8 protein-coding genes are annotated in these 14,362 nt (G+C 42.7%); all 8 read left to right on the plus strand.

Annotated features, from left to right (window positions below; all coding sequences use genetic code 11):
- The first annotated feature begins 17 nt into the window (after positions 1-17).
- The 8 genes from DXA87_RS03470 to DXA87_RS03505 all read left to right on the plus strand — a co-directional run bounded on the left by DXA87_RS03470 (position 18) and on the right by DXA87_RS03505 (position 13,746).
- On the plus strand, positions 18-3,098 hold the full coding sequence (locus DXA87_RS03470; protein WP_199537900.1) for a C39 family peptidase: 3,081 nt from the start codon (positions 18-20) through the stop codon (positions 3,096-3,098).
- 14 nt (positions 3,099-3,112) lie between these two features.
- Positions 3,113-3,871, plus strand: a complete 759-nt coding sequence (locus DXA87_RS03475; protein ID WP_117503258.1) for a hypothetical protein — start codon at positions 3,113-3,115, stop codon at positions 3,869-3,871.
- 6 nt (positions 3,872-3,877) lie between these two features.
- The gene (locus tag DXA87_RS03480; protein ID WP_117503259.1) at positions 3,878-4,327 is read left to right on the plus strand and encodes a hypothetical protein; all 450 of its coding nucleotides are present in this window, start codon (positions 3,878-3,880) and stop codon (positions 4,325-4,327) included.
- Positions 4,248-6,776, plus strand: a complete 2,529-nt coding sequence (locus DXA87_RS03485) for an ATP-binding protein (protein ID WP_117503260.1) — start codon at positions 4,248-4,250, stop codon at positions 6,774-6,776. Before DXA87_RS03480 ends, DXA87_RS03485 begins: the two co-directional genes overlap by 80 nt.
- A 158-nt stretch (positions 6,777-6,934) precedes the next feature.
- Positions 6,935-7,543, plus strand: a complete 609-nt coding sequence (locus tag DXA87_RS03490; RefSeq protein WP_117503261.1) for a DUF5697 family protein — start codon at positions 6,935-6,937, stop codon at positions 7,541-7,543.
- A 4-nt stretch (positions 7,544-7,547) separates the two neighbouring features.
- Positions 7,548-8,351, plus strand: a complete 804-nt coding sequence (locus tag DXA87_RS03495) for a DUF6100 family protein (RefSeq protein WP_117503262.1) — start codon at positions 7,548-7,550, stop codon at positions 8,349-8,351.
- 243 nt (positions 8,352-8,594) lie between these two features.
- Positions 8,595-9,776: a hypothetical protein gene (locus DXA87_RS03500; protein ID WP_117503263.1), complete on the plus strand. Its 1,182-nt coding sequence runs from the start codon at positions 8,595-8,597 to the stop codon at positions 9,774-9,776.
- Between the two features lie 199 nt (positions 9,777-9,975).
- Positions 9,976-13,746, plus strand: coding sequence for a VirD4-like conjugal transfer protein, CD1115 family (locus DXA87_RS03505; protein ID WP_158553005.1), 3,771 nt, complete (start codon positions 9,976-9,978; stop codon positions 13,744-13,746).
- Positions 13,747-14,362: the final 616 nt, after the last annotated feature.

Raw genomic sequence — 14,362 nt, forward strand, 5'->3', positions numbered from 1 at the left:
AATGTGAAAGGTATATTATGGCGGAACACGAAAATAAGGACCATGTTTCAGACACTCTTGAAGCCGGTATGGACACAGCCGGCGATATTGCCAATAACGCATATAATCACTATAAGGATCGGCAAAATGTAGCCTCTGGAAATACTCCGCAAAGGAATAATTCTTCAGGCAATTCTACCAAAAGCAAGGATTCAAATAGTCCTTCTAAAGTTCCGGATTCTCCTCAACCAACAAATAATACTTTTTCATCCAGCCCTAATGTCAATGCCGGAACTGCGGGAGCGGCATCCGGCACCGGAACATCCGTTGGCACATCCGGTGCCAGTTCCGTTGCCGGTACAGCTGCGGGAGCCTCCACAGGCACCGCAGCTGGTGCTGCGACCGGCGCGGCGGCAGGTACCGCAGCCGGTGCTGCGGCTGGTGCCGGTGCTGGTGCTACAGCCGGAGCTACAATAGGAACCGCTGTTGGTCCTTTGGGTACTGTTACAGGAGCTGTGGTAGGCGGTGTTGCATCGTCCATTATCAAATGGATTGTTATTTCAAGCCTTTTATTTCTTTTTTGTATCGCCGGTATTGTTGAAGAGTTGGTGCCAAATCTTATTTTAAAGCCGGTTGGAGAAGCGGTGAGCCTCATTAAGGGCATTGTAAGTAAAGTCACCGATGCCATTCACAACTTTATAAATTTTTTTACTGGAAATGATACGGACGATACGGAGATGGTGGAAACCCTGGAAGATGCCACACAGTATTGCGTAGATGTCATTGATGAGATGCTTGAAAGTGCTTATGAAGACGCAAGAGAAGAAGTGCAGAAATTATGTGAAGAAAAAGGATATGATTACCAGACATCTATTGATTCTCTAGGCTCAGAAGGTGGCATGTTTAATACGACAAACTACGCCTTTATCATTTCCACATACTCAGTTACCACTGATTTTAACAACGTAACCATAGCAGACTTCAAATCACAGCTTCGTAAAAAGTTGAAAATCACTTATACACTTTCAACGGAAGAAAAAGAAAAAGAAGAATACGATCCTGTTATGATTCCAAAATATGAAGCAACTACTGTTCGTATTTGTGTAGATGAGGATGAAGATGAGGAAGGTAACACGGAACACGATTATGCTAATATTACCGTATACAAAAAAACAGATGAAGTTGATAAGCGACCGGATGGGACCGGATACTGGATCAGTAATTTAGATGGAGAAGAAGTCACTAATTATGTACCCGCAACACTATACCCAAACAGCGGACATGATGATGATATCCTGGAAGACTATTATATTTTAGGATCTACAGTTGATCTCGCAGAAAAAGTCTTAGTAAAGCCCACAGTCAGAACTGTCAAATATGCCGATGTTACTCTATCTCCGTTTAAAAATGAAGATGTCTATACAATGTTTGGCGTAGATCCTGATGGAATCTATATGGACGGATATGAAACGACCAACCGTCAAATCATCGAGGCACGTATGAGAATGATTGAAAATATTGTCAACGACATTCTCACCACTGCACATTCATCCTATGGTGGACAAGGACTGACTCAAGAAGAAATCGAACAGTATCTTGCAAATCTTCCTGAAGGGACATCCGGTAATCGAAAAGAGGTCATCAAAACAGCCCTTACTCTTGTCGGAATGGTTCCGTATTATTATGGTGGAAAAGCACATAATACCGGCTGGAACGATGACTGGTGGAGTGATTGTGCTCCAGATTTAAAAGGGCGTACCAAATGGGGACTTGATTGTTCCGGATATGTTCAATGGTGCTTTGCGACTGCGGGATTCAACGGCGGCAGCCTTGATTCCGTACTAGCTTCTACAGCCTCGATCAGTCAGCTCCAATATATCGAAAAAGATGATTTACTTCCTGGTGACATTGGGTTGATCTACCAGGGCGATTCAAAGCATACCGGCATTTACATGGGAAACGATACTTGGATCCACTGCTCCAGTAGTGGAACAGTCGTAATATCGCAAAACTATAATTTCCCTATATATAAGCGATATCATCCTTCTGAAATGGGGCAGGACAATTATTATAAGAATACAATCAGCTTATATAATAATACATCATTCTCTTATAGTGGTGACCAGTGGTATTTCATTGCACAGGTTATCTTGCAGGAATGCTCAACAAATACAGAAGGTACCATTGCCGTTGCAGAATGTGTTCGTTATCGTTGTCTGAGTTCAAGCTTTCCAAACGATCCTGTTTCGGTTCTTACCCAGGCAAAGCAATTTGAAGCATACTCAAGTGGTGCATATAAAAAGCGAATGCCAACTTCTGATCAAATTGATCTCATCAAGCAGGTAATTGGCGGGACAAAGAGTGTGTTAAAAGATGGGCGTGTTTTATATTTTCTATCTTCATCGGCACATCGATCCACATTTCTAACGGGAAAGAGCTGGCTTGCAAAATCCGGCTATAACTTTTTTGGTGAATATGGAGACAATGCTTTTTACTACAATCCGAGGCTTGCCAAACCAGATATTTCTCTTTCTGTTGATGTAGGCTCGTCCTCAAAAGTAAATGCCGAAACCAAACACATACCGAATAACAGCAGTAACAATGGAGTCGTATACTTCGGACAGTCCGCAAGTGCCGGAGGCGGTGAATGGGCGCGCGTTCCATTTGGGGATGCTGATATTGGTAAAAGTGGCTGCAGTGTAACTTGTCTGTCTATGGTGATCAGTTACTTTCGAAGCGGTGCAGCATCTTCCGGATGGGTATATCCAAACGATGTCGTTTCCATGATTCAGAACAAGACTGGAAACTACAACTATTTCCATACAAGCGGCGGACAGTCCTGGGATATTTTCAGAAATGTAGCTTCTTGGTATGGATTAAAATGCAGTGCTATTGCTTCAAATAGTATCATCTTAAGTTTACAGCAGAACCGCCCAGTGATTATGTCCTGCAAACCTGGTGAGTTTACTAAAAAGGGACACTTCATTGTCATCACAGGCATTGACAGCAACGGATATTGCTGGGTTAATGATCCATCCCACCCAGAAAAGAGCTACAAACCATATACAGTAGATGCTCTTATCCGGGAAGGAAAAGGATTTTGGACTTTCTATCAGTAGAGCGAGGAAAAATTATGAACAGAAAGATTTTTTTATTAACTCTCATGAGTGTATCCCTGTGTCTTACCCCCTGTGCGGCATATGCCGCACAGGGCGAAACAGACATGTATGGGAATCCGATTGATTGGGATGAGAACGGAATTGGAAATGAAGATGATGACGGATCTGATGACACTTTCTCTGAAGATTCACTTATAATTCCAGATAACGAAGAGAAGAGTAGTGCTCCATCTGACGAAACATCTGGCGGGCATGAATCTCAAACAGACATTTACGAAACGACCGCACCTAGAGAAGAAGCACATTCAACTGATTCTGTCAAAGTCGGTACCGTAATTGTCAAGTTCAGTGTGCCGGATAACTGGGGGCGAGACGATATCATCCTTGGACTTTACAATAAAACAGAGGGAGAAAAATATGATATTTCTTTATATCATGATCAAGGTTACAAGTCCGAAGCTCTTCTTCCTGTCGGAGCCTACGAAGTAAGAGGGGCAAATATTTCCGGTGATCAAATCAATGCACAGCCTATTTATTCGGATACATCTGACTTTGAACTTCAAGAAGATGATCCACAGTATATATCGCTTCGTCCAGCACAGCTTGAAGTTTCTGACGAATCAAGTATAGAAGAAACTCACACTGATGACGCGAATGATGCTCGCAGCGATTTTTCAGTACGTAAGATGCTACTTTCTCTTTTGATTGGTATCGGTATTGTCGGTGGATCCGGAATAATTGCATTTAGATGTTTCACACATAAAAAGGAGTAATGCTCTATGAATAATATCGAAGACGAAAATTTAAATACATATATTATTCCACTGAACTACAATGTACCAGGCAAATGGCATAACATTTCCATTCCGAACTTAATTGAAGGCGCTATCTTAGCAGCCATCGTTGATATCCCGATATTGTCCATTCCATTTACTTTTCAATTCAAGTTCATTTTATTGATATTATGTAGCACTGGCTTAGTTGCTTTTGCATTGGTCGGCATTAACGGAGAGAGGATTTCCTCGTTTATGTTAGTAGCTCTCAAATATCTTCTGAAACTTCTGTCCCAAAAAACAGTATATCATATGCGAAAGGTAGGCGTACAAAGCATTGAAACATCTCAGAATAGAAATACCGGAAACACGTCCCGTGCGGAGAAGCTTATCTCTAAACTCAGGCAAATCAAAAAGTCCTCAAACAAAGAGGGCAGTAGTAAAGAGCAAAGCTGAAAATTACGTCCAGGACTGGCTTCCATTCGAGAAAATCATATACAGTGCTGGACTGATCAAGCTTAAAGATGGGCGCTATATCAAGATACTGGAGATTGATCCACAAAATTTTGATTTAAAGAAGTCCAAGGATAAGAATTCTATCATTGCAGAGTTTCAAAAGTGGATCAACATATCTCCGTTTTCTTTCCAAATAAAAGTAATTACCGAAAGAACTGATACTTCATCCATGTTCGAGAGATTAAATCAGAAGACTCAAATGGAATCTGATGAAAAAGTTTTGGCTGCAAAGAAAGACTATACAACCTTAGTGAAGAGTATTGCCTCAAAAGAGGCTTCTGGAAAGCGCTTCTTCCTCATCATTGAATATGAGGGAGACCCTTATGATAATTATAAATCATCCTCTAAAGAGAGCAAGATTATCACTGACATGAATAATGCAATTGATATTATCAGTAGGAAATTCAATGAAATTGGAAATCCGATCATAAAGCATGAATCTGAAACATTATTTCTTGAAGACTTTTTATATCATTTCATTTGCAAACGGTCTTCCAGAGAGAATACGCTTAAGCAAAGGAAAGATCGACTCATACGCGATATGCGTTTCGTACAGTCCATGAGATATCCAAATGATATTTCCTTAGCCAGCCAGATTCCACAATTGCCCTTATCCTCAGTTATTGCACCAAAGGGTATGAACTTCTCAACTCCAACGTATTGTGTGGTAGACGGTATATGCTACACATTTCTATTTATAAGAAATAATTCCTATCCAAGAAATGTATACGCTAACTGGACCAGTTGTTTGAACTTTGGTGAAGGTGTTGACATTGATTTCTTTTTCGAAAAGTTGGACCGTGAAAAAACAGTAACCAATTTAGGACGTGTATTAGCACGAAAAGGCGGAGACCTTCAGGATTCGCGTGAAAATGAACGCTATGAAGTTGAAGAAGTGATTCGTGCCGGATCAGAAATCCAAAATCATATGCGTGCCGGAGAAGATCTGTTCATGGGAGTAACCATGATAACCATCTGGGACTACGACCTGCAAAGCATGCGGCAAAAGAGAGGACGAGTGATCAATATTTTAAAGTCAAATCAGATTAAAGTTCTTCCTGCCCTCACTGAGTGCGAAGAAGCATTTAAAATGACACTGCCGATCCTATATATCAACAAACATCTATTCACAAAATTTGAACGTAACTTTTTATCTTCATCATTGTCAAGTATATATCCATTCAATGAGCTTCGCTTACACGATGAAGATGGTTTTGTTCTCGGACTGTGTGGTGAATCGATTGCCGTATACAATAATTTTGATAGTAAACGATATATCAATGCAAACATAGGAATTTTTGGTCCTTCCGGTAGTGGTAAAACTTATCTGAACCTTACCCTAGCGCGTAGACTTCGCCTCAATGATGTCAGTGTGTTATTCATTCTTCCGTTAAAGGGCTATGAATATAGAGAAGCGGTCGAAGATATTAACGGTGTTTTTATCGATCTGTCTCCTGGCTCAGGCATCTGCCTAAACATCATGGAAATTCATGCAGAGGCAGAGATTGATAAAGCGATCCTGGCTGATGCAGAAGTCACGCGTAGAAGTAAACTGCAAAACCAGATCACGCAGATCATCACTTTTCTCCAGCTTTTACTTCGGGATGATAAGCTTTCCGCAACGCAGGAGAGTGAATTGGATTCAACGCTGAGTGAACTTTACAGCGACTTTGGAATCACACACGACAATCTGTCTCTGTATGATGCGAACGGAAAAATCAAGACCATGCCAACTATACAGGATCTATATGACAGATGCACAAAAAATCCAAAGCTTGAATCTATTGTCTCGATCCTGTATCCGTTTGTATCCCCGCAAGGCAACTGCCGAAATATGAACGGACAAACGAACCTAGATCTCAAAAACCGGGTGATCGCATTTGATGTATCAAATGCCGGAGATCGTCTGTTGCCAGCCTTTATGTACCTTGCACTTGTCTTTTGCTACGACAAGATTAAGGAGAATACTCATGATAAATATACCATTTTTCTGGACGAAGCCTGGAAATTTATGATCAACGAAATGGCAGAATCCTACGTAAACGAGCTTATAAAAATTGTTCGTGGATATGCCGGATCAGTCGTTTTCAGTACCCAGAACATGGCAGATGTCATCAAAGGAGAGTACGGAGAATCCATTCTCGATAACTGCGCAGCCAAGTTCCTTTTAAAGGCAGGAGAGAAAGAAGCCTCAATTTTCCAGAGCTTATTTAATCTAAATGATACCGAAATTAAATCAATCATGAAGCAACAAAAAGGAGAAATAACGCTTCTTGCAAACAGGGAAAAAATCCCTATTTTAACAAAAACATCATCCAGAGAACATGTACTTTATACCACAGATCCGAATGAAAGAAAGAAATTAAAAGAGCATGGGACACTGGCTTAATATTTATAATACATATACGTTTGATTTTATATCACACATCATATTTCTGTAATGCGTATTATTTATTGATTATTACATGGTAGATAAATTTATACTTGCATCGTTAGAGATAATACATAATAAAGTCAAATTATAACGTAATACGAAGGAGTTATGTCATGTATAACATTGGAAGATCTGCATATCAGAACCAATTAGCAGAAACAATTCGTGAATATGCGCGAATTTGTGGCTGTTTTACGAAGGAACAAGCGTATTTAATGTTCCTTGATAAGCATTATGAAACGATTGATAAACTGTTAAATACAATGTGTCAGCAAAGAGTTTTATTTCGAAAAGATGAGCGTTATTACACTCTGAATCCTGCCATCAAATTCGACTATGATATGATGAATTGCTTGTGGATTATGCTTGATTTAAAGGGAAGTAGCCTCCCAAATATGAACGATTTTTACTTCACAAGATGCACGAAACCAGCCTTAATTGCCTTTATAAAAAATGACACTTTATATGAAATTGTGCCAATTAACAGTTCCAGCGCAGAAAGCATTATTTTCCTAAATCGCCAGTATGAAGCTGAAACCATGGGTGGTTCAAATGGATTGCATGAGTATATTTTGGTGGTACAAAATACAGACATCGTAGACGATCTTCCACCATTAAATGCTCCGCATATGTTCGCTATTGTAAACGATATGCCCTATTCAGAAATGAACTATGAAGCAAAGAAAGTATGCAAAATCGATTATTACAAAGACGAGGAATAAGCCTATGGAAGAAGAAAACTCCGGCAAAAATTTTGTTGTTTTTAACTCATGGAAGCAGCGTTATCACTCCGGTAGTCATAGCCTCCCAAATATCCTTAATATGCACGATAGGGATGCTGAATTTTCGAATACTCTTGTTGAGGAAATTATAACTTTTATTCAACGCGCATCCTCCATTTTAAAGGTTGCCATGAATAAAGGAATATATGAAATTGATGATTTATCCTGGTCTGCAAATCTTTTGGAAAAAGCTCTGAATAACATCCGATTATTGTCATATGCAATAAAAGATGATGCTCCAAATTCGGATCAATTAAGCACAGATAGATTATTCATTTCCCCGACATCAGTAAAAATGACTGATACTTATATAAAGTTTGATTTTCCAATTTTAATGCGAAAGCGGAGGGCTGGTACAAAGACTCATTACTATGATTTATCATTAAAAGAGGCGCTAAATGGAATGACTATTCCGTCCCAGTATACTTCCCAAAATATCACCATGATTTTTCTTCATTGCTATAAAAAAGAGCATGTGAACCTGGTGCGAAAAGATCACGATAACATTGATTTAAAATGGATCATCGATGCATTAAATAATTATTTTTTCATCGATGACGGTCCGTTGCGTACATGTTTATTTCAAAATTCCATCGTGGATGACTCGGATCATACGATTATTTATCTTGTTCCAACCAGTCATCTCGGAGAATTTTTAACTGAGAAAATTCCGGAATGGGAGCGAAGAAGAGAAGTGACCGATTCATCAGAATCCGATCCTAATCTTCTTCCAAAAATTCAAAAATAATGCACCATTTTCCGATGTTGAAAACCCGGTATTTTTCCGACTGAGTTATCCACATTTTTTTACCGGGGTGGAAAATTCGAGAAAATTCAGATTTTATAAGGAATTTACGACAATTAAATGACCAAAAATCATGGTTGATTTATGTAGTGGTGCATTATTTTTGCATAAAGAACATTGTGAAAGATTTCATGTAGGATTTGGATTATCTTGCATTTGATAAATTGTGAATTAAAGAGGGTAGCGATGAAAGTAGAGTACGGGTCGTTTAAATACAAATTGCTTGTTGCGATGATGCTGGCGGGTGAATATCCATATAAATCATTGGATTTATGTCGTGAAAGTGACACAAGGAAAAAGAACAGCATATCAGAATTAAAAAATGCGGGAATCATCACAACAGCAACTGCTTATGATATCAAGCGAATTCGTTTTAAAATGTTTAATAAACGAAAAGGTGAGTTTGCTGATGAACTATTTGATGGTGGAGCAGAATATAAACCGGATATACATGAAAATGGACTTAGCCGCTTGGAAAGGAAAGATCGAATAGCTGAAATAATAATTATGATGTTAGAAGCCGGAATAAATGTGACTCCAGATTTAAAACCAAAACCGGATTGTGAAAAAGCCTTAGAACAAACTGCATCCTGTTTACCATATTTTATAACAAGCAGAGAAGCCCGAGAAGCAATCACTATTAAAGAGGATAAAGGAAAGGGAGCCAGGTTTCATGGAACACTCGTAAGTGCTGGTGGAATGTATAACATATACAACATGGGTTCTATTAAAATGGGATGGATTCGACCTGCCGAAAAAACAGCAATTGACTTCAATGAGCAATATCAAAAGAGAATGATTCCATGGGGCAATAACTACGCGGAATGGTATGGGAAAAGCGCAATCATCTTATCAAGAAATCTATGTTACATAAATGATTTTATAAAAGGGAAAATTGATTTAAGAGGCTGTGACAACATTTCCAGTAGAAACAAAGTGGACATCAATGATTATTATGAGCATACCTTTTATCTCCCGCTTTCAAGACAGGGACAGATAATGCTCAATATTATGTGTCACAGGAAATGGCATTATTATCTAACGGGATTATTCTTTGAAAAAGAAGATCTTGCACAACCAGAGATAAAGCTTTCTATTGCCTGTGACGCAGCAACAAGAGATGGCTATTATTGCCTGGTGTTCATGGATGGTGATATTGGACGTTTGAAGCGTTTTACCGAAATGTCTATTTCTCCAGATGATTATGGGAAATTCAAAATCATCTGTTACGACTTCCAGAAAGAAATTGTAGAGTCAGTTGCACCACAGGGGATGGATATTATTTCCTATCCTTTTGAAGATGTCGTAAACGCGTTTTATGGAGTATATGACCAGTTTGAAAAAAAGGAGGAGACTGGAAATGAATAACAATGGGTTTTCAAAAACGCTTGAACGTATAAAGTATTACTGTTTAAAAAATAAAAAGCAGTTCCATTTACAACTGATTGTGACTGCTGCCATTTCAATCATCCTGATCGGGCAATTAGGAGCATCAAGAGATTTCATTACTGGCGTAACAAAACGTATAACCAAAAATCCGTTTATGATTTTATGGCATGCAATTACCATGTTTCCCTTGACCTTTGGAATATTCCTGCTGCTGAATATCGTCATCCTCGTTCTGTTCACGAATATGAAAGATAACCTCTACGATAATGAACGGAATTTCCAAATATCCGAAAAAGGAACCATGGGTACTGGTGGATTCATGAAAGCCGAAGATAAGCAAAACGCATTGTACATGGATACCATCGAAAATACGAATGGCATGATCCTTGGAAAAGATCCCGACACTGGGTTGATCCTTTCCCCCCGCGAGAACCTGTTCCTCAACGGACATAAATATGTCTGTGGTGGATCCGGTGCCAGAAAGACAACCACGCAGGTAATGAACGACCTTTACCAGTATCTCAAAGCCAATGAGTCTTTCATGGTGACGGACCCAAAGGGCGAGATCTATGGAATGCTTGCAGCAATGTGTAAAAAACACGGCTATAATGTGAAAGTCTTGAACCTGGTCAACTTCATCAATTCGGATGCCATTGATTTTGTAAAATGCTGCCGGGATGATAACGGGAACCAGGATGTAGAAGTAAAAAATGTCATGACATTGGTTGCCGTCATCATGGCAAACACATCCGATGAAAAAGAAGCAGGATTCTGGAAGGATCAGCAAACCGGACTTCTGACTGCTGCCATCCTGTATGTTATGTACGATCACACGGGACTTACAGAGCCGACTCTGGGAGGAGCCTATAATTTCATCATCAACAATCGTCTGTCGGAGCTGGAGCGTAAATTCAGAAACCTCGACCCGACACATCCTGCCAGAATCCAGATCAGTGATTTCCTGGACTCCAAAGAGGAGATTCAGTCCAGTGCCAAACTCGGACTTAAGCAGAGACTTCAAATTCTCCAGCTCAACTCCGTCCAGCAGATCATCTCCAGGGATGAGATTGATCTCGTTGAACCTGGAAGAAGCAAATGCGCATACTTTATCATCATGTCCGACCAGGAGAGAACCTTTGATTTCATATCAAGCCTTTTCTTCTGTATGTTCTTCATTAAGATCGTTGCCTACGCGGATTCTACAGATGAGCGAAAGACTAAGGTTCCGGTTCACCTGGTAATGGATGAGTTTCCATCCATCGGTACGATTCTGGATCTGTCCCGTAAGTTTGCCACACTTCGTTCCCGGCAGATTCTGATCACCATCATCTTTCAGAACATCGGGCAGGTCATGGATAAGTATGAGAAGCATGAGTGGCAGACCATTCTTTCCAACTGTGATATCGGAGTATATCTCGGAGGAAACGATTCAGAAGAGACTGCCAAATTCTTTTTGAATCGTATCGGAGAACTCACTGCTGTATCAAAGGGAATCCGAAAGGAAGAGAGTATCTTTTCCCCAACCGGGAACCGCTTTTATCCGACCAATACAGTGACCGAGTCTGAAACAAAACGTCCGGTCATGACGGTCGATGAATTTATGCGACTCCCACTGGATGAAGCCATTGTTCTTCTAAAGTCGAACCGACCGCTTAAAGTTTTAAAGTTCGTCCATACCGAGCATCCGTACTCCAAAGAGATCGTGGAGCTTAATGCGGTCTTCCATATCCCGGTCTGGAGACGGGAAAATGAGGGATATCCGCTTGAGTTTACCGATAATGAGCTGGCACCGCTTATACAGGAGATGCTTGCAACCCGGCAAATGGCACAATACCTTTCGGATCGTAACGCAGACCGGACCTACGACTTTATGACCTACCTTGCAGAAAACCGTCCGGATATCTTTCCGACATACCGGGATATCTATATGGAGCGGATCCGGCAGGAACAGGAAGCCGCCAATGAAAGTAACATTCGGAACACAGCCACTCCGGCAGACGGGTACACGCAGGAAAATGCAAATGCAGAATTCTTTACCCAGGAAAATACGGGCAGTGCGCAACAGGGATACGAAAGGGACCAGCAGGATGAGAGCCTGGGAACAAAGAGACCTGCTGCCTCATCATCCGATTCATCGTCTGCTTCATCCGAACCATATGAATCATATGACTCATACAGTTCAACCGTAACTCCCGCTGCCTCGTTCACCGCTCCCGGCACCTTCGCATCATCCGGCACCGCTCCGGCAGACGCAGGAAACACCAAACATCCGGCACCCCCGCTTCCGACTATGCCGCCGCTTGCATCCGGATATGCATACGGGCAGTCCGTGGAAGCCGGCTCTTTTGGAACACCAGGCACCGGAAGGAATGGAATGCCAAATACAGGAGACCACAATGGCATCGCGCACAGAGGATCAGACAACATCGGAAGTGGCAATCCAGGACAGGCTTCCCCCGCCGCTTCCCCGCAGACAGTCGAATCCATGAGAAGTTCTGTTTCTGCTTCTGCTGCCGGACCGGCAAATCCGTCCCAGGCGGTTTCCCAGAATAACGGAAGAGCTGACGGAATTACGGGAACCGGCAACAGACCTTTCCTATCCGGAGCAGACACTCCCGCGAATCCTTATGCCGCATCCGGTACAGGGGATCCCGGTATGGGAGCATTCGGAGCCGGGAACAGCTCCCCCCGCCGCTCCCAGCGTCCTAAACGGACCTTTAAGAAGGTTGATCTGAAAGCGGAAATCGAGGAAGCGGAAGAGAACCAGAAAAAGCAAAAAGAGCAAAAGAAAGAAGCAGGTAAGGTTACGCAGACTGCGAGTCCTGCTGCCAAGAATGATCCTGGACCTTCGCCTAACATCACAGGAGAAACCTCCAATGCTTCCGCTACAGGAGTCACACCATCCGGATCAGCATCCCAGATCGCCGGATATGCCGCAGATGCAGAGATCTCTTCCCGGGAATCCGCAAATCCATCTGCTCCGCTCCCTGAGAATGCAGAGAGCACAAATGGACTGGATTCCCATAGAAACGATCCGAGCGATCAGTCGGATCCTTCTCCCGCGAAAGAGGCTGTACCGATAAACACACCCCCCATGGACCAGACCACCGCCTTAAACGGCAAAGACCACGATCCAGGACAGGAGTCCGGATGTGAAACAGAGGCAGCGCCGAATCCGGGAAGTGTTATTCCTCTTACAGATGCAGATATAGCTCCGGATACAGAAGCAGGATCAGAAGCATCCGGACTGTCCAGGCATCCGGACGTGGAACATAAAGGAGCGGCAGAGACAAGCGCACAAGAAGATGAGCATGCAATAAGAGAAGGAGTTGATCCGGCAGCAGAAGACCGGACAACAGAAGCGAAGGATAAGGCATCCGTAGAGGAGCAGCCAAAAGAGCATCGGGCTGAAGGGCAGCAGACTGGATCAAATCGTAGCGGGGCAAAAGCCTCCTCCCGCTCCCTAAAGCCTGTGCATCCGAATCTGGAGCGGGAGACCACAGATTCTATCATCCAGGAACATCGATCTCCGGACACACCTGCTGCCGGATCAGGCGATCGATGTGAACGCGGAAATGGAAACGGATCCAGGACCGGATCTATTTCCGCACCTGATACCAGACCTGCAGCCCCGTCCGGATCCGGAAAGCCTTTATCCGCCCCCGCAGACCTTTTCGGACCATCCAGCCAGGGAACAGACCAGAATGGAACCGGAAACCGCTTTACAGCTCTGAGCGCGGATCCAAGCCGGGAACAGCCGCCCATTCCGCCGCACCCCATTACGAAGACCAATTTCCGGGTGTTTGACATCCATGCCGCATCCCCTTCCTCCTCTCTTGAAAAGAGTGCGGAAGCTGCATCCCCAGCCATCCAGCATGAGGTAGGGATCAAGCGGAAGGGTGACACCCACAAAAAGGGATTAAAGAAGATCACGCCATCCGATGAGTAGGAAAGGAAGACAAAAAAAGGAGAATGCACCTGGAAAGCAGATGCGTTCTCCCGGACCAGCCGGAGAGCAGTGTACTCCGAAGCATCCGGTCACAGCCGCACACTTATGAAACCTGCAGCCAGGATCTTCATCGATGCCAGGCAAGACAAAGAGACCCACTCCCGATCGGAGCCGTGAGGCAGCAGGACCCTCTCCGATCCCGGAACGGGATTCGCGTCCTGCTGCCTAAGAAAGCCTGTCTGTCCGTTTTGCTGCTCCTTTATATCAAGAAGCATGAAGCAAAGAAAACGCTCCCAGGCTCCCGGCACGGAAAAGATGCATTCCAGGGATCACTTTCCCAGGATCCAGTCCCAATCATTCCAGGCTGGACCTCATCCGCCCCTGGCGATTGCCATCCAAATAACCGTACCATAAGCACCACATTCCAACCGAAGCACAGAATCGATACGCAGAATCGAAACACAGCGCCATAACCATCACAAAAACCGAAAGGAGCATCCTCATGATTTCATATCATACTGATTTCATCCACCCTCCATAAGCATCCGGATTGAACACCCGCTATCTAACGATCGTGTGATGCCCTCTATGGAGAGCAATCAAATAATGTGGAGAA

It is taken from the genome of Desulfotomaculum sp. OF05-3 (assembly GCF_003435535.1).
GTDB lineage: Bacteria > Bacillota > Clostridia > Lachnospirales > Lachnospiraceae > Pilosibacter > Pilosibacter fragilis.